The sequence below is a fragment of the Serratia sp. BNK-4 genome (assembly GCF_048685115.1).
Taxonomy (GTDB): domain Bacteria; phylum Pseudomonadota; class Gammaproteobacteria; order Enterobacterales; family Enterobacteriaceae; genus Serratia; species Serratia bockelmannii.
Genome location: NZ_JBLQTM010000001.1, coordinates 2,309,685 through 2,335,658 on the forward strand (window position 1 = coordinate 2,309,685; position 25,974 = coordinate 2,335,658).

Here is a 25,974-nt window from a genome sequence, read left to right on the forward strand (position 1 = left end):
GTCTATTGTCGTCACCGCGGCGCGGCTGTCCAGCCCCAGGCGGCTATTTCTGCGCGGTTTCGGCGCGCAAACGGCTGACCTGCGCCGCCAAGTCCGGCCACGGCGCCTGACCGGCGTAATGCTGCCGCAGGTAGTTGAGCAGAATGGCGATCTGCGCGTCATTCAGGTTATGGCGAAAACCCGGCATATAGCCCAGCTCGGCGTTCGCCGGCCGCTGTATGCCGTCCAGCACCACACGAATGGCGTTGTCCGGCGCATCGGCGAACAGGTTGGTGTTCAGCGCCAGAGACGGCCGCACCCCCGCCATCTGCGCGCCTTTTTCCTGCGCATGGCAAGCCATGCAGGCGCCGGAAAACAGCCGTGCCCCTTCCGAACTCAGAGGCTCCACCTGCCGTTCCGCCTGAGCGTTTAACGTTGCCGCCGTAGCGCCCGCCGCCGTTTCAGGATGATAGCTGCGCAGATAGACGGCGATCGCCTGCAGATCGGCCTGCGGCAAGCGCGACAGCCCTTCTTCGATCACCGGCGCCATCGGGCCGGCGGCGACGCCGTGGTTGGCCGAGTAGCCGGTGCGCATGAAATCGACCAGATCCTGCTGCGTCCAGGCGAGCGGCGCGGGTGAGAGGCCGGTCAACGCCGGCGCCGTCCATCCCTCCGCCACGCCGCCGGCCAGGTGCTCGCCGCCGGTTTTCTCGCCGAACAGCACGTTGCGCGGCGAATGGCAGGCGCTGCAGTGCCCCAGCCCTTCGACCAGGTACGCGCCGCGGTTCCAGTCGGCGCTTTGGGCCGCCTGTTCCGGCATCGCGCCCGGCGTCAGGAACAGCAGGTTCCAGGCAAAGATGCCCTGGCGAATATTGAACGGAAAGTGCAAATCGGTGGCCGGTGGCCGGTATTTGACCGCCGGCTGTGACATCAGGTAGGCGTACAGCGCCTGCAGATCCTCGTCGCGGGTGCGGGTAAAGGCGGTATAGGGAAACGCCGGATAGAGATAGCGGCCCTGGCGATCGACGCCGTGGCGCATGGCGCGTTCGAACGCCGCGTAGCTCCAGCTGCCGATGCCGGTTTCCACGTCCGGCGTGATGTTGGTGGTGTAAATGGTGCCGAAGGGGATCTCCATCGCCAGCCCGCCGGTGTTGCGCTCACCACCCGCACGGGTGTGGCACACGGCGCAGTCGCCGAGGTCGGCCAGCGTTTTGCCGCGCGCGATCTGCGCCTCGCTGAAACGGTGGGTCGCATCGGCGGCGAGTGGCGCGATTTCCGGCTGCCAACTGGCGACCACGCCGGCCACCACAACGGCGATCACCGTGACGCCGCCCCACCCGACGATTTTTTTCATCTTACTCATCTTTGCTGTCCTTGTTCGTTACGGGGGATTAATGGCCGGCCTGGGCGCGCAGCGCGGCGAGCACCCGCGCCGGCGTAAACGGCACCTCGCGCAGACGCACGCCGAGCGCGTCAAACAGCGCGTTGCCGATCGCCGCCGCACTCGGTACCGAGGCGGACTCGCCGGCACCCATCGGCGCTTCGTCCGGGCGGTCAATCAGCTGGATATCGATCTGCGGCAATTCGTCGAAGCGCAGGATCGGATAGCCGCCCCAGTCCAATGACGTCACCCCCGTCTCGTTAAAGGTCACAAACTCTTTCAGTACCCGGCTGGCGGATTGGATAATGTTGCCGTGCACCTGATGGCGCACCCCTGCCGGGTTGATCATGCGCCCGCAGTCATGCGCTACGAAGATTTTATCGAGCGTGATCTGCCCGGAAAGGCGGTTGACGCTGAGATCGCACACCCAGGCCGCCCAGGCGGCGCCAAAGCCGGGGAATTTGCTGTGGAAGTAGCGGGCATAGGCGAAGCCGCGACCGCTCACCACTTCGGCGCCGGCGGCGTGCGACCGGTACGCCGGGCCGTCTTGCCAGTTGGCTTGCCGCTTCAGGGCCTCAATCAAGGCCACCGCGCGCGGATCGCTCAGGTAACGCAGGCGAAACGCGATCGGGTCCTCGCCGGCGTGCCAGGCCAGTTCGTCGATCCAGGATTCATGGGCGAACACGTTGGGCAGCGCCGAAACACCGCGCATCCACGACGCCCGCACGATCGGCGCGGCGTCCTGACAGATCACCCGCATGTGCGGATACGCGTATTGCGGAATGGCGGTGCGATCGCCCATCTGTTGCACGTCGGCCCGGTTGGCCACCTTGCCGGTCAACACCAGCGGCAAGGTCACCGCATTATTGGAGGGATAGCTGGTTTTCAATTCGTAGGCCGCCACCCGGTTTTGCGCGTCGAGGCCGCCGCGCACCCGGATCAGCTGGCCGGTGCCCTTCGGCTCCCAGCCAGATTCCTGTTCGCGCATCAGCTGCACCCGCACCGGGCGGCCGGTGGCCCGTGCCAACAGCGCCGCGTCCGCCGAGACGTCGTCGGCGCAGTTGCGGCCATAGCAGCCGGAGGCCTCCATGCGGATGATGTGCACCTGCTCAGGCGGCAATTCCAGCAGCGTGGCGATGTCTTTGCGCAGATCGTGCGGGTTTTGCGTGCCGGACCACACCTGCGCCCGCCCGTCTTTAACCTCCGCCACCGCGCAGGAAGGGCCGATCGAGGCGTGCTGATGGTAGGGCCAGACATAGTCGGCCTGCACTTCGGTATGCAGCGCCGCCAACGCGGCGTCCGTTCCCGCATCGTCGCGCAGCACGCGGTCGGTTTTCGGATTGGCTTCCAGCGCGGCGGGCAGCGCTTCCGGCGACAGATCCGGCAACCCGGCCCAGGGTTTCCATTTGGTTTTCAGCTGGCGCATGGCGGCGATCGCCTGCTCCTCGCGCTCGGCCACGATGCCGATGAAATCGTTGATCGCTACCAGTTTCACGATGCCCGGCAGGTGCGCGATCGAATTTTCATCCACCGACAGCAGGCCGCCGCCCAGCGGGGCGCTGCTGTCGGCGCCTACGTAAGGCGGGCGCACCACCCGGCCATGCAGCATGCCGGGCAAGCGCAGGTCGTGCACGTAGGTCAGCCCACCGCTCACTTTGGCCGGAATGTCGACCCGGGCAACGGCGCGGCCGACGTAGCGATTCTGGTGTTCGCTGTTCAACTGAACGTTTTTATCCAGCATCACGTGCAGATTCTGCCCACTCGCCAGCTGCGCATAGCTCAGTGAGCGCCCCGGGTTTTTGGTCACAAATACCTGCCCCGCAGCCGCCGTCAGCTGGTCGGCCGGCAGTTCGAAGGCTTTGGCCGCCAACGCCGTCAGCATGTGCCGCACCTGCGCCGCCGCCTGTCGCAGCGGCACCGACGTGACCTGAATGGTGGCGCTGGCGATGGTCGGCCCCTGATCCGGCGTGCGCTGCGTATCGCCAAGGATCATCGTGACGTGCTCGAACGGCACGCAAATTTCTTCGGCGACGATCTGCGCCAGCGCGGTGCGAATGCCGGTACCCAGATCGACGTGACCATTGAAGGCCGTTACCCGGCCGTCGGCGGTAAGGCTGATAAAGCTGTCCACCCGATCCAGCGGCAGATCGGCAGGCGCTACAACCGCCTCTGCGGCGAAGGCGTTAAACGGCGCGGGCAGCAGGCTGCTGACCATCACCACCCCGCCGGCCTGCAACAACTGGCGGCGAGTCAGTTCGAGGCGGCTCATGCTTGCCTCCGTGCTGCCAACAGGTCGCGGGCGCGCTCGGCGGCGTGCAAGATCTCAAGGTGAGTGCCGCAGCGGCACAGGTTGTAGGCCAGCGCTTTCTTGATCGTTTGCTCGTCCGCCTCCGGCTCGCGTTCGAACAACGCGACCAGCGTCATGATCATGCCGTTGGTGCAGTAACCGCACTGCGCCGCCTGCTCATCGACAAACCCCTGCTGCACTGGATGCAGCGCGTCCGGTGTGCCCAAGCCTTCCAGGGTAGTGACGGATTTGCTTCCTACGGCGGACAGCGGCATTGAACAAGAGCGCGCGGCGACGCCGTCGATCAGCACCGTGCAGGCGCCGCATTCCCCCAAGCCGCAGCCGTATTTGGGGCCATTCAATTGCAGGTCGTTGCGTAAAACGTACAGCAGCGGCGTGTCGGGCGCGAGATTGCCGAGTGGAACCACCCGGCCATTAACATTGATTTCCATGGTGAAACTATCCCTTAAACAAACGGATTTAATCCGTAACATCACTGCGAAGAACAATTGAGCAGCGTGCTAATAATTATCATCAAAAGACATGATGATGTTAAGGGAATGTAGCCGCCATGGCTTTAACGAAAAGTGGGTATTTCCTATAAATTTCCTATAGATAAGCCCGGTTTTATGATTGCTGGCCGTGATTATTGTCGATCGTCAATTCGGCCTCGGCGCCGTCAACCAACAGCCGCACGCTGGCTTCGAACAGCGCGTCTGCGCCCTTATCCTGCAATGTTTCCCAGCCTTCGCACAGCAGCGGGTAACGCCGGCGATCGGCGTCATTCAGCGCATCGTCCGACTGCATTTGTTGCTCTTCCAGCACCCAGCCCACCACGAAACGTCCGACGGCGAACAGCAGATTAACGGCGCGTTCCGGCGTCAACCCCGCCCGACACAACAGCGCCACCTTGGCCTCAATGATGGCGAATTGCGGTTCCTGCGGCCGGGTGCCGGCATGCAGACGCGCGCCGTCGCGGTAAGCCAGCAGCGCCCGACGGAAATGGCTCGCATTGGTAACGACCCAATCCTGCCAGGGCATGTCGGCGGGCACCTCTTCACGGTGATCCAACATGATGGTTTCCGCCATCGCCTTCAGCAGTTCGGCCTTGTTCTTGAAATGCCAATAGAGCGTGGGAGATTGCACTCCCAAATGTTGTGCCAGGCGACGGGTGCTCAGGGCATCGATGCCGATGTCATTCAGCAACGCCAGCGCCCCGCGCAGGACGGTCTCTCGCGTTAAACGCGTCGCGGTATTTTTTTCGCTCATCTCTCTATCACTGATAGGGTTACTATGGAATACTCAATACTCTATCACTGTTAGAGTCGCAATTTTGAAAAAACCTATGCTGGTTATTTTGTTGACGGTATTGCTGGATGCGGTAGGCATCGGCCTGATCATGCCTATCCTGCCGGCGCTGTTGCGCTCACTGGGCGGCCTCGACGCCGGCAGCGTGCATTACGGCGCGCTGCTGGCGGCGTATGCGTTGATGCAATTCCTGTTTTCACCGATCCTCGGCGCACTGAGCGATCGTTTCGGCCGGCGTCCGGTGCTGTTGATTTCGCTCGCCGGCGCGGCGGCCGACTATCTGCTGATGGCGTTCGCGCCGACGCTGGCCTGGCTCTATCTGGGCCGGTTGCTGGCGGGCATCACCGGCGCCAACATGGCGGTCGCCACCGCTTACGTCACCGATATTACCCCCGCCGGCCAGCGCGCGCGGCGTTTTGGCCTGGTGGGCGCGGTGTTCGGCGTCGGTTTTATCGTCGGTCCGCTGCTCGGTGGATCGCTGGGCGAATGGCATCTGCATGCCCCCTTCCTGGCGGCGGCGGCGATGAATGCCCTCAACCTGATCATGGCGTTTTTCCTGCTGCCGGAATCGCGTAAACCCCGCGCCCGCGCCGCCGAGAAAATCCGCCTTAATCCATTTTCGTCATTGCGTCGGCTGCACGGCAAACCGGGCCTGCTGCCGCTGGCCGGTATTTACCTGATCATGGCGCTGGTTTCACAGGCGCCGGCCACGCTGTGGATTTTATACGGTCAGGATCGTTTCGGCTGGAGCATGATGGTGGCGGGCCTGTCGCTGGCCGGTTACGGCGCCTGCCACGCGCTGTCGCAGGCCTTCGCCATCGGCCCGCTGGTCGCACGGCTCGGCGAGCGCAAGGCACTGCTGATCGGCCTGGCGGCCGACGCGCTGGGTCTGGTGCTGTTATCGATCGCCACCCGCGGCTGGGCGCCCTTTGCGCTGCTGCCGTTCTTCGCCGCGGGCGGTATGGCGCTGCCGGCGCTGCAGGCGTTGATGGCGCACAAGGTGGACGACGATCATCAGGGCGAGCTGCAAGGGACGCTGGCCAGCATGGGCAGCCTGATCGGCGTCGCGGGGCCGCTGGTCGCGACGGCGCTGTACGCCGCCACGCGCGATGTCTGGCCCGGCCTGGTCTGGGCGTTGGCCGCCGCCCTGTATCTGTTGGTTCCGCTGTTGCTGGCGCGTTCGCGTGAGCGTGACGCGGCGTAGCGTCAAGCTCACCCTCTCCCGATTAAGCTCATTTATGGCTAAGCAAGGCATTATTCAGCATAAGCGGGCGCTTTACACGCCACTGCGCCGCTCATTATCATCGCCCTTATCCCGCCGCAGGAAAATTTAAATGCCGTTTCATGGCGTTACGCCCAGCGCGTCATCGCTACCGTTCACTTCGCCTATCGGAAAATCAGGATGAGAAAACTCACAACGCCGCTGATCGCCGCCCTGCTGCTCGGCCTGTTTGGCCTGCCGGCCGGCGCGCAGGAGAAACCGCAACAAATCACCATCGGTTACCAGAAAGCCAACATTTTTGCGCTGCTGAAATACCGCGGTACGCTGGAAAAAACCCTGGAGCCGCAGGGTATCAAGGTTCGCTGGATAGAATTCCCCGCCGGCCCACAGATGTTGGAAGGGTTGAACGTCGGCAGCATCGATCTGGCGGCGACCGGCGACGCTCCGCCGGCCTTCGCGCAAGCCGCCAAGGCCGATCTGGTTTATTTGGCACATTCGCCGCCCAGCCCGAAAACCGAAGCCATCGTGGTGCCGCAGGATTCGGCGATCCGCTCCGTGGCCGATCTGAAAGGGAAACGCGTGGCGTTGAACAAAGGGTCTGACGTCAATTACCTGCTGGTGAGCGCGCTGGAACAGGCCGGCTTGAGCTACAAGGACATCACGCCGGTCTACCTGCCGCCGAGCGATGCCCGCGCCGCCTTCCAGCGCGGCAGCGTCGACGCCTGGGTGATTTGGGATCCCTACTACGCCGAGGTGGAAACCCGTGCCAACGCCCGTCGGCTGAAAGACGCGGAAGGCCTGGTGCCGCACTACACCTTCTATCTCGCCAGCCGCCGCTTTGCCGAAACGTACCCGGACAGCGCCAAACAGGTGATTCAACAGCTCGGCGTGCTGAGCGACTGGGCCAACGGCCATCCGCAGGAAGCGGCGGCGATCCTCGCTCAGAGCACCGGCCTGGATCAGGCCATTTGGGCCAGAGCCATCGCCCGCATGCCGTTCGGCAGCCAGCGCATGTCGCCGGAGGTGTTCAGGCAGCAACAGCAGTTGGCGGATAAATTCACCGCCATCGGGCTGCTGCCGGTTAAGGTGGACGTCAACGCCGCCCGCTGGTCCGAAGATAAACCCGAGACGCCATAGCCTTTGCCGCGCTTTGGCTTTAGAAAGCAGAAACCGGCATTTTGCCACCGGAATAAGCTGACCTATGCTAACCCTGTGTGATGAAACGCGTTTTCATGGCATGTCTTCCGGAACGTTTTGCTTTAATTTGTTCGTCGTGAACCCTGGGCCGCGCCTGACTGGTGCGGCTTTTCTTTTTGCCCGGCAGTGCCAGCGGCGGTGAATTTTGCTATGTTAACCCGCAGATAAGCTTCCCGTTTTCAGCCGCCGGACCGACTCATGTTTACCCATAAAGCAATCGCCGAGCTCAACGCCCTGGAGCTGATGGTTTATACCTACGTCAGCAAACACAAGAATCAAGTGATGTACATGACCATCCGCGAGCTGGCCGAGGCCGCCGGCGTCTCCACCACCACCGTGCTGCGGTTTTGCAAGAAAATGGGCTGTGACGGCTATTCGGAATTTCGCATCCGTTTCAAGCTGTATCTGGAACAAACCGATGCGCCACCGGTCGATTCTGGCATCGGCGAAATCCTCAGCTTTTTTAAAAGCGTCAGCAACGAAGAATTTAATCAGCTGATCGATCAGGCGGTGCAACATATCGCCGCCGCCGAGCGAATTATTTTCGTCGGCATCAGTACGTCGGGCGCATTGGGGAAATATGGCGCGCGTTTCTTTTCCAACGTCGGGAAATTCAGCACCCATATCGACGATCCTTATTATCCCGTCAACAGCGATATGTATAAAAACGCGGTGGCGATCATGCTGTCGGTCTCTGGCGAGACCGAAGAGATCCTGCGTTTGGCCAGCCAGTTCAGCCTGCACCACTGCAAGATCATCAGCATCACCAACAACGAAACCTCTTCGCTGGCGCGGCTGGCGGACTTCAACCTCTCCTACCACGTTCCGCAGCATTTGATCGGCGGGCATCACAATATTACCACGCAGATCCCCGTACTTTACGTTATTGAAACCATCGGCAAACGGCTCGGGCATATTAATTCGGAAAAATAAAACAGGCTGTTTTTTTATTGTGACAAATCACTTTTCACGGTGATTTGTTATATCGTGACATTTCTTTCGGTCTTGCTACTCTGTTCTCAACGCAGCGTTATTACCCTTCATTAAATAAACCGATGAGACATTGACGATGAAACAGTTGCCGAAGGATTTTCTGTGGGGGGGCGCGGTCGCCGCGCACCAGGTTGAAGGCGGTTGGGATCGGGGCGGCAAAGGGCCAAGCATCGCCGACGTGCTGTCCGGCGGCTCACACGGCGTGGATCGCGTGATGACCGACGGCGTGCTCGACGGCTATCGTTACCCCAACCACGAAGCGGTGGACTTCTACGGCCGCTACAAGCAGGACGTGGCACTGTTCGCCGAGATGGGCTTCAAGTGTTTTCGCACCTCGATCGCCTGGACGCGCATTTTCCCGAACGGCGACGAAGCGACGCCGAACGAGGCCGGCCTGCAGTTTTACGACGACCTGTTCGACGAACTGCTGAAATACGGTATTCAGCCGGTGATCACCCTGTCCCACTTCGAAATGCCTTACCATTTGGTGAAAGCTTACGGCGGCTGGAAAAATCGCCGGGTGGTGGAGTTCTTCGTGCGCTTTAGCGAGGTGGTGATGCGTCGCTACCGCGAAAAAGTGAAGTACTGGATGACCTTCAACGAGATCAACAACCAGAGCAACTACCGCTACCCGCTGTTCGGCTACTGCTGTTCCGGCGTGGATTACACCCAGGAAGACAACCCGGAACAGGCGCTGTACCAGGTGTTGCACCACCAGTTCGTCGCCAGCGCGCAGGTGGTCAAACTCGGCCATCAGATCAACCCGGAATTCAAAATCGGCTGCATGCTTGCCTGCGTGCCGTTCTATCCTTATTCCTGTAAACCGGACGACGTGATGTACGCCGTGGAAGCGATGCACCAGCGCTATCTGTATACCGACGTGCAGATGCGCGGCTACTACCCAAGCTACCTGCTGCGCGATTGGGAACGCAAAGGGCTGAAGATCGAGATGCAGCCGCAGGACGCGCAGATCCTGCGCGAGGGCTGCACCGACTACATCGGTTTCAGCTACTACATGAGCAATGCGCTGCAGGCCAACGCGGTGGACGGCAGCGACGGCATGTTCGGCTTCCCGGGCAACGTGCCGAACCCGCACGTCAAGGCCTCCGACTGGGGCTGGCAGATCGATCCGGTCGGGCTGCGCTATTCGCTGAACGTGCTGTATGAACGTTACCAGAAGCCGCTGTTTATCGTGGAAAACGGCTTCGGCGCCTTCGACAAGGTGGAGGCGGACGGCCAGATCAACGATGACTATCGCATCGACTATCTGCGCGCCCATATCGAAGAGATGAAGAAAGCGGTGATTGAAGACGGTGTAGATCTGATCGGCTACACGCCGTGGGGCTGCATCGACTGCGTGTCGTTCACCACCGGTGAGTACAGCAAACGCTACGGGTTCATCTACGTCGACAAACACGACGACGGCACCGGCACGCTCGAACGTTCGCGCAAGAAAAGCTTCGACTGGTATCGCCAGGTGATCGCCAGCAACGGCGAACAGCTGTAACCGCACGACAGACAATCAGGGGCGATTTTCGCCCCTTTTTACTGTGCCTTACTCCGCCGCCTGCCCGGCGGCGAGGTACTTCGCCATTTCCGCCGACGGCACCATGCCGCCGCCGGTCGCCCACACCAGATGCGTCGCCTGCGCCAGGTGCTCGGCGCTGATGCCTTGCTCGCTGAGCGCCTTCGCATGGGCGGCAACGCGCCACGGTCCGGCCATGCCCGCCAGCGCGGACGGCTCCAGCTGAAGATGCTCGTGCTTGTCCAACAACCCGAGCAGCGCAAACATCTCTTCGTCGCTGAGAGTGTAAAACGCGCTCAGCAGGCGCTCCATCGCCCGGCCGACAAAGCCGGAGGCGCGCCCCACCGCCAGCCCGTCCGCCGCGGTGCGGTTATCGATGCCGAGATCTTGCACCGCAATGCCGTCATGCAGCCCGCTGTAGACGCCGAGCAGCATGCAGGGCGAATGGGTCGGCTCGGCGAAAATGCAGTGAACGTGATCGCCGAACGCCAGCTTGAGGCCAAACGCCACACCGCCCGGCCCGCCGCCGACGCCGCACGGCAGATACACGAACAGCGGATGCTGCGCGTCCACCACAATGCCCTGTTCGGCAAATTGCCGCTTCAGGCGACCGCCGGCCACCGCGTAGCCGAGGAACAGGGTTTGCGAGTTTTCATCATCGATAAAGAAGCAACTCGGATCGTCCGCCGCCTGTTTGCGCCCTTGTTCGACCGCCACGCCGTAATCGTCGGCGTACTCCACCACCGTCACGCCATTTTCGCGCAGCTTCTGTTTTTTCCACTCTCGCGCATCCGCCGACATGTGCACGCTAACGTCAAACCCCAGCCGGGCGCTGATGATGCCGATGGATAATCCCAGATTGCCGGTCGATCCGACGGCGATGCGGTACTGGCTGAAGAATTGACGGAACTCGTCGGAAAACAGCCGGGCGTAGTCGTCGCCGGTGTGCAGCAGCCCCGCCTCCAGCGCCAGCTTTTCCGCGTGCGTCAGCACCTCATAGATGCCGCCGCGCGCCTTGATCGAGCCGGAAATCGGCAGATGGCTGTCCTTTTTCAACAGCAGGCGTCCGCCCAAAGTCTGCCCATAGCGCCGATCCAACGCGAGCTGCATGACGGGGAGCGCCACCAGCTCGGATTCGATGATCCCCTTTGTGGGTTGGGTTTCCGGGAAGGCCGCGGCGAGATAAGGCGCGAAGCGCGCCAGGCGCTGCTCCGCGTCGGCGACGTCGGCGGCGGTCAACCCGACGTGGGGCAGCCCTGCGGCCAACGTTGTCGCGCGTGGATTGAACCAGGTGATCGGCTCTAGCGCGACTATGCGTTGCAACAGCGGATGCTGGGCGACCCACGATAGGATCTGTGATTTCTGCATAAGTGTCCCTGACTGAGGTTGGCGTTGCCGTCACCTTGCCGCGAACGCCGGCGGCTGACAAATGATAAATTCTGAGCTTGAGGTGCAATAGATTGATGCAAGTGCGACGTTAGCCGGCCGTCACGCCAAACAGCAGGCCGACGCCGGAAGAAACTGCCATCGCCAGTGCGCTCCAGATGAGGATGCGCGCCACGCCCGGCAAGATCGGCGCCCCGCCGGTTTTCGCGGCGATGCCGCCGAGAACGCCGAGGGAAATCAGCGCCGACGCCACTAACGCCGGCCGCGTCCAGGCGACCGGCACCCACATCGCCACCAACAGCGGCAACAGCGCGCCGAGGGAGAAACTCAGGGCCGACGCCAACGCAGCCTGCAGCGGCCGGGCGCGGGTGGCGGAGGAAATGCCCAGTTCGTCGCGCGCGTGCGCCTCCAGCGCATCATGCGCCATCAGCTTTTCCGCCACCTGCCGGGCCAGCGCCGGATCCAGACCGCGATGCACGTAGATTGACGTCAGTTCGCGAAACTCCCCCGGGTAGTCTTCAAGCAGCTCCGCCTGCTCTTCCGCCAGCGCGGCCTTTTCGGTATCCGCTTGCGACGAGACCGACACATACTCGCCGGTGGCCATCGACATTGCGCCGGCCACCCACCCGGCGACGCCGGCGATCATCAGCGCGGAATGCGAGGCGCTGGCCGCCGCGACGCCCAGCAGCAGGCTGGCCGTTGAAACGATGCCGTCGTTGGCGCCGAGCACCGCCGCCCGCAGCCAGCCGATGCGTTCAATACTGTGCCGTTCTCGGTGCATCCGTTCTCTCCCTCAGTGAGCGTTGCGCTACTCGCGCGCCGCCGCTTCCAACCCGGCGATGTCGATTTTGCCCATCAACAGCATCGCTTCCGTGACACGCCGCACGCGGGCGGCGTCGGGATCGTTCATCAACTCCGTCAGGCGCCGCGGCACGATCTGCCAGCACAGCCCCCAGCGATCGCGCAGCCAGCCGCACTGCTCCGCCTCGCCGCCCTCGCTCAGCGCGCCCCACAGCCTGTCGACCTCCGCCTGATCGTCACATTCCACCATCACGGAGAAGCTGTGATTGAACGGATCCAACGGCCCGGCTTCGATCGCCGCATAGCGCTGGTCGCCCAACGTGAAGGAAGCCAGCTTCACGCTGCCGGCCGGGCCGCTCGGCGTATCCGCCGGCAGCTCGGAAAACCAGTTCACGGACGAACCGGGGATCAACGCGACATAGCAATTCAGCGCCGCTTCCATGTCTTTTTCAAACCACAGATGTTGCGTAATTCTGGCCATCTGTGCCTCCTTTACGCATCGAGGATCGGCGCGAAACCGCCGAAGATCATGCGTTTGCCGTCGAACGGCATCTCGCCCAGCGCTTTCATGCGCGGGTCGTTCATCATTTTTTCGTTGGCGGCGTCGCGTACCGCCTTGGAGGGGTACTCTATCCAACTGAACACCACCACTTCGTCTTCCTGGGCTTTCACCGCGCCGCGAAAGTCGGTAAGTTTGCCGTCGGGCACGTCATCGCCCCAACATTCCACGATGCGCGTGGCGCCAAACTCTTTGAACAGCGGCGCCGCTGCGGCCGCCAACCGGTGATAGGCCTCCTTATTGGCGGCCGGTACCGCCACCACAAACCCGTCTACGTATTTCATTCTGGCATCCTCTTGTCTGATTAAGGACAGTCGGTTCGGCGCAGGCGGAAATGCCCGCGCCCCCTACCAGTTTAGACGGCCGGGGCAGAGCGCGGATCGGAAGTTCAGCGGCCATGAGCAGCCGGCGGAGACGATTCCGGTGTGGCAACCCGGTTACGGCCGGCGTTTTTCGCTTTGTACACCGCCAGATCCGCCAGCTTCAGCAGATCCGCCAGGCTTTGGCCGGCGCCGCCCGGGCAGGTCACCATGCCGATGCTGACGGTGATCTGCAGCGGATGCCCGGCCGGCATGAGGATAGACTCCGTTTCGATGCGTTGCCGCAGGCGTTCGGCCAATTGCCATCCTTGCTGCGGCTGGCCGAGCGTCGAAACGATGGCGAACTCTTCGCCCCCCATGCGGCCGAACAGGTCACCGACGCTCAGATCGGCGGCGATCGCGCGGGTAAAGGCCATCAGTGCCTGATCGCCGCCAGCATGGCCAAAACGGTCATTAATCGATTTGAAATAGTCGATATCGAGCATCATGACGCACACCAGCTCGCCCTTTTGGTCTATCAACCGTTCGCCGCGCTGCATAAACGCATTGCGCGTCAGCACGTGCGTTAACGCATCGTGATTCGCCACGTGCTCCAGCGTGCGCAGCAGCGCATTACGCGCATAGTTCATGCTGGCCACGGCGATGGGCCCCAGCGCCAGCAGCGCGATGCCCAAACGCATCGATACCGCGTTTTGCAACACCTTCATGTCGAGCGTCGTGCTAAGCAACCCGAAATCGATCGCCAGATGGCACCACAGCACATAAATCAGCACCGCAATCATGGTGCAGAACAATGAGAAGGACATCGCCAGCCATAGCAGCACCGGCATGGGAAAGATCACCGCCCCGGGGCCGCCGATCAGCACGCTGCACACCGCCGCCAGTAACAGCAGCGCCAATACCGTGAGTTTTCGCCCCGCCCGCGGCCAGTGGCTGCGCTGGGTGAACAGGGCGCCGGCCGCCGCAAGGCGACGTCGCCAATCGGCGGGAAACGCCAGAATAAACGGCATCAGCGTGACGTAGTTGGTGAATTCGGACGAGAACCACAGCGCCAGCGAGGTCAGATACGGTCTGCCGAACAGCCACTGCGAAGTTGCGGCGCCCACCGCGCCGGTCGCGGCGGCGGCAGCCAGGCAGATACCGAACAGGTACATGCTGGACGTGCCGCGCTGCAACGTGCGCGCCGGCGGCGACAGCCGCATGAACAACAGATACCCCACCACGACGCCGGTCAGATTGGCGACGTTCAGCAGCAGCGTCTTTTGCAGCGAACTGCCGGTCAACAGATCCGCCGCCAGATAGCCCAGCACCGCCATGCCCCAGCCGGCCCGCGTAGCCCACTGTGGCCGCCGCACCAAAACGGCCAGCAGTACAGCGTTCACCGGCCAGAATATCGCCAGAAAGCTGCCGGGGCGACTCACGATGCCCAGCAGACACAGGGTGAACACCAGCAAAAAAATGATGAGCGCGGGCCAGATTTTCCGGGTATCGGACAACGAGGTGGTTTGCATCTTGGATCCAGAGACTTCCGCTAGCATAAAGTGACCGTCTGTTCGCGTCACAACCGTCGGCGATGAGGCGAAGATAAACGGCCGACCCGCCTATTATTGCCAGTTTTGCCTGCCCGGACACCTGTTTATTCATCAAGGGAAAATATATTTGTGTATCAATATATTGACAGAAATCCCCCTTCCGGCGAACAAACTGCCGTGCCCCTCCCGTCACTACGATCGTTATTGCCACCCAGCCGATTTTTTACCGGAAAAATGGCCGCCTTTTACCGTAAAGACAAAATTAAATCGCGCAGTGAAGGGATACAGGCATTCCCCACTATTCAAAACGTATAAATGATAATTATAATGATAATCGTTACTATTTATTATTTTTTACGGAATTATATGCGCCACTCAGTTCTTCGCCACCCCAACAAAAACAAAAAAAATCACGTTTTTCGCTCGCTGCCCCTGTTCGCCGGCCTGTTCCCCGCCCTGGCGATCGCCGCCGCACCCGGCGCAAAAACGGAGGAATCCATTACGGTGACCGCCGCGGCCCAGCCTTCTGGCAGCTATAGCGCCGACACCGCCTCGACCGCCGGCAAGACCGCCGCGCCGATCGCCGAGGTGCCGCAATCGGTCAGCGTCGTCACCTCTCAGGTCATTGACGACTTCCAGGTCAAAAGCGTCAATGACGCGATGAAGTTCGTCAGCGGCGTCACCCAGGGCAACACGCTCGGCGGCACGGAGGATGGTTTCGTCAAACGCGGGTTCGGGGTTAACTCCGATGGCTCGGTCTTCATCGACGGCGTGCGCAGCAACCAGGGGTTGAGCATGGACGCCACCACCGATCGCGTTGAGGTCCTGAAAGGTTCCGCTTCGCTGCTGTATGGCATCCTCAGCCCCGGCGGCGTCATCAATCTGATCAGCAAAAAACCGCAGTATGACTGGAACACCCGCATCAGCGGCGCCACCAACAGTGTTGGCGGCGGCAGCGGCAGCGTCGATGTGACCGGCCCGCTGGGCGGCGGCTTCGCCTTTCGCCTGATCGCCGAACGCCAGCACGCAGATTACTGGCGCAATTTCGGCAGCGACGAACACACGCTGATCGCCCCCTCGCTCAGTTGGTTCGGCGACCAGGCTTCCTTTAACATCGCCTACAGCGAATACAAGTACGACATTCCTTACGATCGCGGCACCGCATTTATCGACGGCAAACCGGTCGATGTGCCCTATGACCGCCGCTTGGATGACTACGCGAACCATGCCTGGGGCAAGAACAAACGTCTGAACGCCCATTATGAGTACGCGCTGGATCCGATCTGGACGACCCGCTTCAACTACGCCTGGCTGCAACGCCGTTACGACAGCAACGAAGTGCGCGCCACCGCGGTCGACACCACGACCGGCATCGTCTCGCGCCGCGCCGACGCCAATCGCGGTTTCAATCATCAAACCCACTATTACTCCTGGGATCTGACCGGTTCGCCGCAGCTGTTCGGCATGCAGCACGACCTGCTGCTGGGCGTGGACTACGAGAAAAATCAGACCTACAAGGCCTATTCCTACCGCGGCAAGGTCTCGAAGACCTTCAACATGTACGATCCGGTGTATGGCGAAACGCCGGTCACCGACAGCACCACTTACAGTGACGCGTCAAGCAACCTGCGCGCCACGCTGTTCAGCCGTTCCCTGTACGCCAAGGACAGCATTCATCTCACCGATCAATGGATCGCGGTGCTGGGCGCGCGCTATCAGTCGTATTACCAGAACAACAGCAACGGTTTCCAGAAACCGAAAAATACGCTCAATGACAAAGACGACCAGTTTTTGCCGCAGGCGGGGTTGGTGTATAAGCTGACGCCGAGCCTGTCGCTATACGGCAATTACAGCCGTTCGTTCACGCCGTCCACCGCCATCGACGACAATGGCGACGTCGCCACGCCGGAAACCGGCACCACCTATGAGGTGGGCGGAAAATGGCAGATCACTCCGGCGTTCGACGCCACGCTGGCGCTCTATCGCATCGATGAAAGCAATATGTCGATCTTTATCAACGGCGTGACCCGCAGCATTCCCAAAGCGCGCTCCACCGGTGCGGAATTGGAGTTGAACGGCGAAGTGGCGCCCAACTGGGATCTCACCGCCAACTACAGCTACGACAAAACCGAGATCGTCGAAGACAACCTCAATCCGACCAACGTCGGCAATCGGCTGGTCAACGCCCCGACCAACATGGGCGGCCTGTACCTCAGCCACCGCATGACGCTGCCGGTGGTGCCCGGCGAGGTGCGCATTGGCGGCGGCGCGCGCTACGTCGGTCGCCGCGCCGGCGATCCGGAGAACAGTTTCACCATGCCGGCCTATACCGTGGCGGATGCCTTTGTCGCCTGGGACAGCAAGCTGCTGGGGAAACATACTCAGCTGAAACTGAATGTGAAAAACCTGTTCAACCGCGAATACTATGCTTCCAGCGCCGGTAATTTACGCGTGATTGAGGGTGAGCCGCGCAGCCTGAGCCTGCAGGCGACGGTCGATTTCTAACCTGTCACGCCTTGGGCGCCGTTTGGCGCCCGTTTTCTTTGCGGCGGCCCTCAAAACGCCTTGCGACACATCACATCGGCGAGAAAATCCAACAGCGCGCGGTTGAACACCGCCGGCCGCTGCAGCGGCGCGAAGTGGCTGACACCCGGCAGCATCACCAGACGGGCGCCAGGGATGCTGCGGCTCAAGTAGACGGCATGCTCGACGCGGATAAACTCATCGTGCTCGCTATGAACGATCGTCACCGGCACGCGAATGGCTGCCAATTCCTGTACGCGGTAGTCTGGCTGGCTGCTCATCATCAGGCTCACGGCAGCGACGAACGCGTCGAACTCCTCCGGCGTCGGCGACAAGGCGGCATAGTCCTGCGCATGACGCGCAAAACAGCGCTCCACGATGGGGTTGGACGCGGGCGGTTTAACGCCGCTGGCGTCCATATTGCAACCGAAGAAAAAAACGCCGTCCACCCGCTGCGGCGCCCGATGGGCAGCGATAAGCGCAACACAGGCGCCATCGCTCCAGCCCGCCAGCGCGGCGTGCGGGATCCGCAACGCGTCCATCACCGCCAACAGATCATCGGCCATGCGAGCGTAACGATACGGCCGGGCGTCGCGAGTGCTGCGCCCGTGCCCGCGGCTGTCGATGACCAGCACGCCGTACCCGGCGGCCAGCAGCGTCGGCAGCTGATACCCCCAGTTGCCGCTGTGGCCTAGGCCGCCGTGCAGCAGGATCACCGTCGGATCCGCGCCATAGGCCGCATACCAGATGCGCGCGCCGTCATGTTCGACATCACCCTGCTTGGTAAAGGGCGGCAACGGCGGCGCACCCTGCGCGGCAAAGTGGGTCAAATCGTCGTCGGTTTGCATCTTTCCCTCCTCGTTCGCCGCCGTTGTGCGCCGAAACGTTATCAAAGGAGTATAGATTGCACCGGTGAGCGGTGCCGTTCGCTTTCCCGACATATACTTAAGGGAGGAATCGCAATGGAGGACGGTGAGATGAAGAAGATAATTCTCGTGTTTTTGATGCTGATGCTGAGCGGTTGTATCGGCGGAGGCGGCGGCCCATCGAATGCGCCTTCGGCATCGCCGAATGAGCCTTACACCTGCACCAAATCCAGCGCCAACAGCGACTGCTCGCAATCGGTGGAGCCGTCGATGTACTAGCCACGTTCGGCGGGCCGTCACTTAACGGCCCGCCGCCTCAGGGCTGGATTAGGAGGAGTGTTCCTCTTCGTTGGCCTGATACCGCGTCGCCTGCTGTTTCATAAACACCACTTCTTGCGGGCTGGACAGGCTCACTTCCTGCGCGCGCAGCAGCTTGAGGATATTGAACAGCAGTTCGCTCTTGGTGGCGCCGACCATGCGCGGGCTCGGCACGTAGCCGGTCACGCTCAGGATAATACCGTCCGGCCCCAGCTGGCTAAAGCGCACATAAGGTGCCGGCGTCTCCAGAATGGTTTCGTACTCGTTATAGGCGCTGAGCAAGATATTGCGCACCTGCTCCGGATCGATCGAGGTCGGGAACGTCAGCGCGATGGTCACTACCCCTTGCGCGTTGCCCATGGTGGCGTTGCGCACGTTCTGCGAGATCAGCTGCGAGTTCGGTACGATCATGGTGGAGCGGTCGCTGAGCTGGATTTCGGTGGCGCGCACGTTGATGCGCCGCACGTCGCCTTCCACGCCGCCGATGCCGATCATATCCCCGACCTTCACCGGGCGCTCGGTTAGCAGGATCAGGCCGGAAATAAAGTTCTTCACGATCTCCTGTAAACCGAAACCGATACCGACCGACAAGGCGCTGACGATCCACGCCAGGTTGCTCCACTGGATGCCGAGCGCCGCCAGGGTGATCAGAATCACCAGCACATAACCGATATTGCTGAACAGCGTCACCAGCGAGGCCCGGATGCCGACGTCCGAAATGGTTTTCGGCAGCAGCTCAGAGCCCAGCCAGCGCCGCACCGCGCGCAGAATGTAGATACCGATCGCCAGACAGATCACGGCGTTGAGCAGGTTGCCGGGCACGATGTTGAAACGCTGCAAGCCTTCGCCGGTCAGGATCGAGACGATTTTCTCCATCAACGACCCCGGCGTGGTGCTGCCGAACGAGCCATTGAACAACGCGACGATCATCAACAGCAACAGCGAACATTTGGCCAGCGCGGTGGTGATGATCGCCACCTGTTCCAGATGGCGATCCTTGAAGCTGAGCGTTTTCTTCAGCATCTTGCCGCTGACGGTCTGCGGCGAAAACAGCGCGGCGCACAGGTCAGTGGCGAATAACACCATGAAGTAGAACGCCATCAGCACCAGCACCACCCAGATCAGCTGGTAGGTCAGGAAGCGGGCGAAGGCGATGTAACCCACAAGCAAGGAAAGCAGGATCACCACCGAACACACCAGGGTGACGATATGCACCAGCCCGCCGACCAGCGTGCGTTTTTCCAGGTGCGCGCCCTGCTGCTCCAGGCGGCGACGAATGCGCTGGCCGCGCAGCGGCGCCGCCAGCAGCACCATGCCGATCAATCCCGCTACCAGGCCGTTGCCGAAGATGGTGGTGGCCAATGAGGCGCTGACGACGTTGTTGATCAGCTCAACGGTGCCGAACGCCAGCGCCAGACCGGCCAGCAGCGGCGAGAAGTAACGCAGCCCGGCGGCCACTTCATTGTCCAGCGAAGCCAAACGCCACGACGGACGATTCAGCGACAGCGCCGCACGCCCCAGCCCGGCGATCAGCGCGCAGAAAATCCCCAGACGGTTAAAGCCTTCGGCGAAGTCTTCCAGCATCACCGGCAGCGGCTGCACGCGGATAAAAACGTAATACAGCAAATTCAGCGCGATCGAGGTAGTGAACACCGTCACGGCCACGGTGATGATCGCCATAAAGCTGCGGCGCAGGCGCCCGTCCGGCAGGAAGCGAATGCTGACCCAGGCGAGGAAACGCTCGGACAAATAGCGCCCCCAGGACCAGACGATCACCGCCAGCGCCAGCAACGCCAGCGTGCCGTACCGCCATTCGTCCTGCCAACTGGCGTCCCAGGCCGCTTTCATCTCGGCGTTGAACTGGTCCAGCCGCTGCACGTCATCCGCTGACGGCTGCACCACCGGCGTCCAGAACTTGACGCCCAAAATGCTGCCGGTGTTCAGCGCCAGCTGGGTTTTAAACGCTACCCGGCGCAGATCGCTGATCTGCTGCCCCAGGTCGAAAGCGCTGGTCTTGATGGCCTGCGCGCGTTTTACCGCATCGTCCAGCTGCTTCTTGCTGCTGTTCAGCGCATTACGCTGCTGGGCGACAGCCGGGGTTTCCGGCAGCGCGCCGGCCGCCGGGGCCGGCCCCAACACGTCCAACTGCGCCTGCAGCTTTTCCTGCAGCGGCTGCAGATCGGCAGACAATTTATCCATGCTGGCGACCAGATCGTCGGTCGCCAGCCGCAGCTTGCTGAGCTGGGTGTCGGTGGTAGCCTTTGAAACCAGCTGCTTCATGCTGTCCAACTGCTTTTGCGCGGCTTTCAGCTGCGTAGCGGGATCGGGCGCGCTTTCGGCGGTGGGATCATCCTGGGGGGCGGCGACGGCGCCGAGCGGCGTCAGCTGCAAACCCAACAGCAATAACAACAACAGCAGGAACGAACGGGGCTTTAACATAAATTCAGTGCTCAGCATCATTATCTGATAGACAGACGAAAAGGCGGCGGATGAACCGTCGCTTAACCATAAACGCTAATTATAATAGCTGCTTAATGTCGGCCGAAATACAGTAATTATTCCCATTGTGTGCCACGCGCCCGTGCTCGCCTTAGCCTGCTGATTATTCAGGCGCTTTTACACTGGCGATACGGCATAAAGCGCTCTATACTCCAGCCACCGATTAACCTGCAACGAATAAAAGGAGACTTACTATGCTGACGTGTGAATTGGTTTTTCACTCACACTTCTTTGGTAATCGTCGCCGCTCAAGCATTACCGGTATCGTGCTGCGATAACCCAGCTTGAGCGAAGCTTACTAAAATCCAGGATCTTCCCTCCGGCTTACCGGGTTGTCGTCAGCGATGTTTGACGATAGGCATTGTCATGCCTGTAACTCTTGAGTAAGCAATGAGCACATTACTGTCTGCACAATCTGTCGGTTACGACAACGCGTTCGGCGTCCTGCTGAGCGAGATATCCTTCAGCCTGAAAAAAGGCGATCGCATCGGTTTGATCGGCGATAACGGCTGCGGCAAAAGCACCCTGCTGCAAATTCTCAGCGGCGACCTACCTGCGCACACCGGTTCAGTGACATTGTCACACCAATGTCTGATGGCGCGCATCGAGCAGCACCTGCCGCCGGAGCTGCACACCTGCACCCTGCTGGATGCGGTGCTGGCGCGGCTGCCTGTGGGCCAACACCTCAGTGAACGCTGGCGCTGTGAAGCGTTACTGGCCGAGCTGGGGTTTGAACCGGCGAGCTGGACGTTGACCGCCGGCACCCTCAGCGGCGGCCAGCATACGCGGCTGCTGTTGGCGCGCGCGTTGATCCGCCAACCCGATCTGCTGTTGCTCGACGAACCCAGCAACCACCTGGACCTGCCCACGCTGCTGTGGCTGGAACAGTTCTTGCGCAGCTGGGCCGGCAGCTTCGTGCTGGTGTCGCACGATCGCTACCTGCTCGATCAGGTGACTAACTGCACCTGGATCCTGCGCGACAAAACGCTGCAGTTCTTCCGTTTGCCCTGCTCTGCGGCGCGCACCGCGCTGGCGGAACAGGACGCCGCGGACGAACAGCGGCGCTACGCCGAGCAGAAAGAGATAGACCGGGTGGAAAAAAGCGCCAAACGCCTGGCGACCTGGGGCAAGGTCTACGACAACGAAGATCTGGCGCGCAAGGCCAAGCAAATGGAGAAGCGCGTCGATCGGTTGAAGGAAGAACAGACCACCCTGACCGCCGGCAGCCCGTGGCGGTTGCGGCTGCAGGGAGAAGCGCTGGATGCCGATCGCCTGCTGGCGCTGCCGCACTGGGCGGTGCGCCCGGCGCCGGATGCGCCGGTGCTGTTCAGCCTCGAACATCTGCGCGTGAAAAGCGGCGATCGCATCGCCATCGTCGGGCGCAACGGCTGCGGTAAATCGTCGCTGCTGCGCCTGTTGTGGCGTGAGTATCAGCAACAAACGCAGCGCCCGGCGCTGTTCCATCCGCGCGTGCGCATCGGCTATTACGATCAGAGCCTGCAACAGCTGCGCGATGAAGACACGTTGAGCGACGCGTTGGCGCAGTTTGCACCGCTGACCGAGGAACAGCGGAAAATGGCGCTGATCGGCGCCGGTTTTCCTTACCTGCGCCACCATCAGCAGATCCGTTCGCTGAGCGGTGGCGAGCGTTCGCGGCTGCTGTTCGTCGGTCTGACGCTGGCCAACCATTCGCTGCTGCTGCTGGACGAGCCCACCAACCACCTGGACATGGCGGGCAAAGAGGAGCTGGCGGAAACGCTGCGCCAGTTCCCCGGCGCCGTCATGCTGGTTACCCACGACAGGATGCTGATCGAACAGAGCTGCAACCGCTTTTGGCTGATCGACCAGCAAAAACTGGAGGAGTGGCACGATCTGGCGCCGGTGTATCAGCGCCTGGCGGGCGAAGCGCCGGCACTGCCGACGGCGGACAGGGCTAATGCTGATGGCCCGACGCCGGACGATCGATTGGAAGGCGAAGAAGCGCTGTTGACCGCCCTGTTTGCCCTCGAAAGCAAATTGGAGGCCGACCAGGCGCGCAAGCCGAAGCACCAGAAACCGGAGCTTCAGGCGCGCTGGCGCCGCGAGATTGCCGACATCACCGCCCGGTTGCATCTGGGCTAACCTTGACAGGCCGCCATCCGGCGGCCTGTTTTTTGATGGAGTGCGACATGGCATTTTCCCTTGAGCAAGCCTCACTCTCGCAGCGGCCACTGCTGGCGGCCATGCTGTCCGATTGCCTTCGCGAGTTGGGCGCCGATGGAGATTACCCCTATCTGCCGCTCTACTGGCGCGAGGTCGGCCGCTACCCTTATTTGATGTTGAGCGATCGGCAAACCGCCGGTTTCGCGTTGGTCAGGCGTCTGGATAGCGCCACCGTCGAAATGGCGGAGTTCTACATCAAACCCGAATGGCGACGCAACGGGCTGGGACAACGGGCCGCTCATTCCTTGTTCGCGCAGCATCCCGGCGGTTGGTCGCTGTCGGTCAGCCAGGATAATCCGCGCGGGCTGGCGTTTTGGCGCTCGATAATACCGGCCGAGGCCAAGACCGAACCGCTTTCAGCCCACGACGCCCTGATACTGCTACGTTTTTATTATCCGCCGCGTTGAACGACACATTACGTTCATTCTTTTATGGCAGAGTAAGTCGATTCATTCTTTGTTATCGAGCCTGCCATGCCGTTACTTTCCCCACAGGATATCGAAACGCGCTACCGCTTCGCGCGTGAGATCGCCCGCGCCGCCGCCGATCTCGCTTTCAGTTTTTATCAACGGCGGCAAAGCCTGGCGGTCGACTTTAAACAGGGGCTGCAGGACGTGGTCAGCGAAGCCGACCGCCGCGTCGAAGCGCTGATCCGCCGCATGATCAATCGCCGGTTTCCCCAGGATGGCTTTCTCGGCGAAGAGAGCGGCAGCAGCGGCGAGCACGCCGCCTGCGTTTGGGTCGTCGATCCTATCGATGGCACCGCCTGCTTCCTGAACGGGTTGCATACCTGGTGTATCGCGATAGGCGTGGTGATCGACGGCGAGCCGACGATCGGTGTGGTCTACGATCCCAACCACCGCGAGATGTTCCGCGCCTGCCGCGGCGGCGGCGCCTTCCTCAACGGGGAACCGATAGGCGTGCATGCCGGGCGCAGCGTTGCGGATGGCGTGATGGGCGTCGGGATATCACCGCGCGCCTCGGCGGCGGAATTCAGCGGCTTTCTCTGTCGCCTGCTGCAGGCGGGAGGAATGTTTGTGCGCAGCGGCTCCGGCGCGTTGATGACCGCCCAGGTGGCCGCCGGACGGCTGCTGGGCTATTACGAACCGCACATGAATGCCTGGGACAGTCTGCCTGGACTGGTGCTGACGCGCGAAGCCGGCGGCGTGGCGAATGACTTTATGCACAACAACGGGCTGCGGCGCGGCAACCCGTTGCTACTGGCCAACGCGGTGCTCTATCCGCAGTTGGCCGAGCTGATTCAAATGCCGGGCTTGATCGGCTCGACGTGCCCTATCGCGCGCGTGATGGCCGGATAAAGCGCGCGCAGCCGCCGCTCGACCCGATCGACCGCATCGTGCGCGGCGGCGATGGTTACCGCCGGCGACACGCGGCAGTGGAAGTTTACGATGATGCCGCCGTCGGTCTTGCGCGCACGGATGTTGTGTACGTCTTGCACATTCTCCCCCTGCTCCAGCGCCGATTGCAGGATGCGGCGAATAGCAGCCAGCTCCGCCGCATCGACATCCTCGCTGGTCAGCCAGTGCGGCGTCTGCGGCTCCAGGTGCGTCTCTATTTCAGTGTCTTCGCCGATCGCCTGGCGCAGGATCCCTTCTATTTCCGTGGCGATGTCATGCGCCTGCGCCACGCTGACGTGGGCCGGCACCGCCAAATCCATGCCGATCGCCATACGCGTCGGCAACTGCTGCAAGGTCACATTCTGCACCTGCGCGCCGTGGTTGGCGGCAATCGCCCGAATGCGGGTCGCCATGTCCTCATCGCTGCGGGTCTGTGGCACCGCGATGACGGTAAACTCCGCCCTGGCGTATTGCTCCCGCAGTCGCTCAACAATTTCTCGCTTCAGCGCGTCGATGCATTCCAGCGGCAAGGTGCGGCACACCGCCACCGTGATCTCGACAAACATTACGGCGCCGGCGTTGCGAATGCGCACGCTGTCGCAGGCCAGCACCGCCGGAAAGCTGTCCAGCGTGGCGCGAATCGCTTCGGTGGCTCCGGCGGGCGCAGTATCCATCAACGAGTCGAAGGAGCGTTTACCGAGCTTGATTGCGGCGACAAAGATAAAACCGGCGACGATCAGCGCGGCGATGGCGTCCGCACGGCCAAAGCCTAGCAGCACAAACACCATGCCCAGCAGCACCACGCCGGATGAAAGCATGTCGGAGAAAAAATGCAGCGCATCCGCCTCCAGCGCCGCGCTGTCGGTGGCTTTGGCGACGCGGTTGAGCGCCCGCACGCGGAAGAAATCGACGCAGATGGAGATCAGCAACACCGCGATCACCACCGGCGCCGCGACGATCTCATGCGGTTGCCCGAGCAGGCTGCTGCCCGCCTCATAGACAATCCAACCGGCGGCGCCCAGCAACAACAGCACTTCGAACAGCGCCGCCAGGTTTTCCACTTTGCCGTGGCCGAAGTGGTGATCGTCATCGACGGGTTTATCGCTGATGCGCACCGCCAGCCAGGTGATGCTGGTGGCGATAAAATCGGTGAAAGAGTGGATCCCTTCGGATATCAGGCCAATACTGCCGGTAAAAATGCCGGCGACGAATTTGCCCGTGGCCAGCACCCCGCTGGCAATCATCGAGTTTCTGGCCACGGCCTGTTTTTCATTCTGCATGATGCTGCTCACATTCAGACGGTGATTTATTTTTTTACTTTAGCGGATAATTGCCAGACAAAGGCGATCAGCAGCATACTGCCAGAGAATGTCAGCATGAGGCTAGTAAGAAAATTGGATTTTCCGGTGGAATAAAAATAAATCTCATTAACGCCCACCGAGATCATTAAAATGGCGTAGAGCAATCCCAGAATAAGAATCGTCATTATTATCAACTCCCGTATCAGGCCGCGCGTTCAGCGCGCCACTAAATCCTCCCCATAATAAATAGCGGTTACGGGGAGGATGCATCTAGGCGGATCTTTAGCGTTCATCAATCATCCCATTTGGTGCTCATATAGGCCGCCAACAGGCCCAGCGAGCTGATCATTGCCAGGAATCCCATAAAAATAGTCATGTTTCCCATTATTTTGTCCTCAGGTTAAATGTTATCGATAA

At 61.4% G+C, this 25,974-nt stretch carries 23 protein-coding genes; 9 read left to right on the forward strand and 14 right to left on the reverse strand.

The window, feature by feature from the left end; genetic code table 11:
• Positions 1–43: 43 nt before the first annotated feature.
• The 4 genes from ACMGGW_RS11155 to tetR form a co-directional block, all read right to left on the reverse strand.
• On the reverse strand, positions 44–1,342 hold the full coding sequence (locus ACMGGW_RS11155; RefSeq protein WP_049295664.1) for a c-type cytochrome: 1,299 nt from the start codon (positions 1,340–1,342) through the stop codon (positions 44–46).
• A 28-nt stretch (positions 1,343–1,370) separates the two neighbouring features.
• A complete protein-coding gene (locus tag ACMGGW_RS11160) occupies positions 1,371–3,629 on the reverse strand; it encodes a xanthine dehydrogenase family protein molybdopterin-binding subunit (RefSeq protein ID WP_167324327.1) in 2,259 nt (752 codons plus the stop codon).
• The gene (locus ACMGGW_RS11165) at positions 3,626–4,099 is read right to left on the reverse strand and encodes a (2Fe-2S)-binding protein (protein WP_025302897.1); all 474 of its coding nucleotides are present in this window, start codon (positions 4,097–4,099) and stop codon (positions 3,626–3,628) included. Before ACMGGW_RS11165 ends, ACMGGW_RS11160 begins: the two co-directional genes overlap by 4 nt.
• Before the next feature lie 175 nt (positions 4,100–4,274).
• A complete protein-coding gene (gene tetR / locus ACMGGW_RS11170) occupies positions 4,275–4,916 on the reverse strand; it encodes a tetracycline resistance transcriptional repressor TetR (RefSeq protein WP_043143511.1) in 642 nt (213 codons plus the stop codon).
• On the opposite strand from tetR, the gene tet reads away from it, so the two are divergent.
• From tet to ACMGGW_RS11190, 4 genes are all read left to right on the forward strand, one after another.
• Positions 4,840–6,159, forward strand: a complete 1,320-nt coding sequence (gene tet, locus ACMGGW_RS11175; RefSeq protein ID WP_145957798.1) for a Tet(A)/Tet(B)/Tet(C) family tetracycline efflux MFS transporter — start codon at positions 4,840–4,842, stop codon at positions 6,157–6,159. The two genes, tetR and tet, sit on opposite strands and share 77 nt — an antisense overlap.
• A 198-nt stretch (positions 6,160–6,357) precedes the next feature.
• Positions 6,358–7,314, forward strand: a complete 957-nt coding sequence (locus ACMGGW_RS11180) for a sulfonate ABC transporter substrate-binding protein (protein WP_197812576.1) — start codon at positions 6,358–6,360, stop codon at positions 7,312–7,314.
• 258 nt (positions 7,315–7,572) lie between these two features.
• Positions 7,573–8,307 carry a MurR/RpiR family transcriptional regulator gene (locus tag ACMGGW_RS11185; protein ID WP_167324328.1) on the forward strand — a complete coding sequence of 245 codons (735 nt, stop codon included), beginning with the start codon at positions 7,573–7,575 and terminating at the stop codon, positions 8,305–8,307.
• 130 nt (positions 8,308–8,437) lie between these two features.
• Positions 8,438–9,874, forward strand: coding sequence for a 6-phospho-beta-glucosidase (locus ACMGGW_RS11190; RefSeq protein ID WP_099817256.1), 1,437 nt, complete (start codon positions 8,438–8,440; stop codon positions 9,872–9,874).
• 48 nt (positions 9,875–9,922) lie between these two features.
• Here ACMGGW_RS11190 and ACMGGW_RS11195 read toward each other — a convergent pair whose 3' ends face one another.
• The 5 genes from ACMGGW_RS11195 to ACMGGW_RS11215 all read right to left on the reverse strand — a co-directional run bounded on the left by ACMGGW_RS11195 (position 9,923) and on the right by ACMGGW_RS11215 (position 14,469).
• Entirely contained in the window at positions 9,923–11,260 is a 1,338-nt protein-coding gene (locus ACMGGW_RS11195) for a D-serine ammonia-lyase (protein ID WP_164099671.1), read from the reverse strand.
• A 109-nt stretch (positions 11,261–11,369) separates the two neighbouring features.
• Positions 11,370–12,059, reverse strand: a complete 690-nt coding sequence (locus ACMGGW_RS11200; protein WP_089191793.1) for a VIT1/CCC1 transporter family protein — start codon at positions 12,057–12,059, stop codon at positions 11,370–11,372.
• Between the two features lie 27 nt (positions 12,060–12,086).
• The gene (locus ACMGGW_RS11205; protein ID WP_025302904.1) at positions 12,087–12,560 is read right to left on the reverse strand and encodes a VOC family protein; all 474 of its coding nucleotides are present in this window, start codon (positions 12,558–12,560) and stop codon (positions 12,087–12,089) included.
• Between the two features lie 11 nt (positions 12,561–12,571).
• Positions 12,572–12,922, reverse strand: a complete 351-nt coding sequence (locus tag ACMGGW_RS11210; RefSeq protein WP_025302905.1) for a DUF1428 domain-containing protein — start codon at positions 12,920–12,922, stop codon at positions 12,572–12,574.
• 104 nt (positions 12,923–13,026) lie between these two features.
• Positions 13,027–14,469 (reverse strand): sensor domain-containing diguanylate cyclase, encoded by a 1,443-nt coding sequence (locus ACMGGW_RS11215; RefSeq protein WP_049295670.1) that lies wholly within the window; start codon positions 14,467–14,469, stop codon positions 13,027–13,029.
• Between the two features lie 387 nt (positions 14,470–14,856).
• On the opposite strand from ACMGGW_RS11215, the gene ACMGGW_RS11220 reads away from it, so the two are divergent.
• The gene (locus tag ACMGGW_RS11220) at positions 14,857–16,995 is read left to right on the forward strand and encodes a TonB-dependent siderophore receptor (protein ID WP_420279446.1); all 2,139 of its coding nucleotides are present in this window, start codon (positions 14,857–14,859) and stop codon (positions 16,993–16,995) included.
• 50 nt (positions 16,996–17,045) lie between these two features.
• Here ACMGGW_RS11220 and ACMGGW_RS11225 read toward each other — a convergent pair whose 3' ends face one another.
• Positions 17,046–17,861: an alpha/beta fold hydrolase gene (locus ACMGGW_RS11225; protein WP_197770336.1), complete on the reverse strand. Its 816-nt coding sequence runs from the start codon at positions 17,859–17,861 to the stop codon at positions 17,046–17,048.
• Positions 17,862–17,990: 129 nt separating this feature from the next.
• Here ACMGGW_RS11225 and ACMGGW_RS11230 point away from each other — a divergent pair, with 129 nt between their 5' ends.
• The gene (locus ACMGGW_RS11230; protein ID WP_164550866.1) at positions 17,991–18,158 is read left to right on the forward strand and encodes a hypothetical protein; all 168 of its coding nucleotides are present in this window, start codon (positions 17,991–17,993) and stop codon (positions 18,156–18,158) included.
• Between the two features lie 48 nt (positions 18,159–18,206).
• Here the strand turns inward: ACMGGW_RS11230 and ACMGGW_RS11235 are convergent, their stop codons facing one another.
• The gene (locus ACMGGW_RS11235; protein WP_065424061.1) at positions 18,207–20,636 is read right to left on the reverse strand and encodes a DUF3772 domain-containing protein; all 2,430 of its coding nucleotides are present in this window, start codon (positions 20,634–20,636) and stop codon (positions 18,207–18,209) included.
• A gap of 450 nt (positions 20,637–21,086) precedes the next feature.
• Here ACMGGW_RS11235 and ACMGGW_RS11240 point away from each other — a divergent pair, with 450 nt between their 5' ends.
• The 3 genes from ACMGGW_RS11240 (at position 21,087) to ACMGGW_RS11250 (ending at position 24,217) form a co-directional block, all read left to right on the forward strand.
• Entirely contained in the window at positions 21,087–22,817 is a 1,731-nt protein-coding gene (locus tag ACMGGW_RS11240; RefSeq protein WP_197831999.1) for an ATP-binding cassette domain-containing protein, read from the forward strand.
• A gap of 47 nt (positions 22,818–22,864) precedes the next feature.
• On the forward strand, positions 22,865–23,305 hold the full coding sequence (locus tag ACMGGW_RS11245) for a GNAT family N-acetyltransferase (RefSeq protein WP_043143491.1): 441 nt from the start codon (positions 22,865–22,867) through the stop codon (positions 23,303–23,305).
• A gap of 66 nt (positions 23,306–23,371) precedes the next feature.
• Complete coding sequence (locus tag ACMGGW_RS11250) at positions 23,372–24,217, forward strand: inositol monophosphatase family protein (protein WP_142590346.1); 846 nt, start codon at positions 23,372–23,374, stop codon at positions 24,215–24,217.
• Here ACMGGW_RS11250 and ACMGGW_RS11255 read toward each other — a convergent pair.
• The 3 genes from ACMGGW_RS11255 to mgtS all read right to left on the reverse strand — a co-directional run bounded on the left by ACMGGW_RS11255 (position 24,160) and on the right by mgtS (position 25,942).
• On the reverse strand, positions 24,160–25,536 hold the full coding sequence (locus ACMGGW_RS11255) for a cation diffusion facilitator family transporter (RefSeq protein ID WP_164099670.1): 1,377 nt from the start codon (positions 25,534–25,536) through the stop codon (positions 24,160–24,162). The genes ACMGGW_RS11250 and ACMGGW_RS11255 overlap by 58 nt on opposite strands.
• 26 nt (positions 25,537–25,562) lie before the next feature.
• On the reverse strand, positions 25,563–25,742 hold the full coding sequence (locus ACMGGW_RS11260) for a hypothetical protein (protein ID WP_025302915.1): 180 nt from the start codon (positions 25,740–25,742) through the stop codon (positions 25,563–25,565).
• A 107-nt stretch (positions 25,743–25,849) separates the two neighbouring features.
• Positions 25,850–25,942: a protein MgtS gene (gene mgtS, locus ACMGGW_RS11265; protein WP_004938109.1), complete on the reverse strand. Its 93-nt coding sequence runs from the start codon at positions 25,940–25,942 to the stop codon at positions 25,850–25,852.
• Positions 25,943–25,974 lie beyond the last annotated feature (32 nt).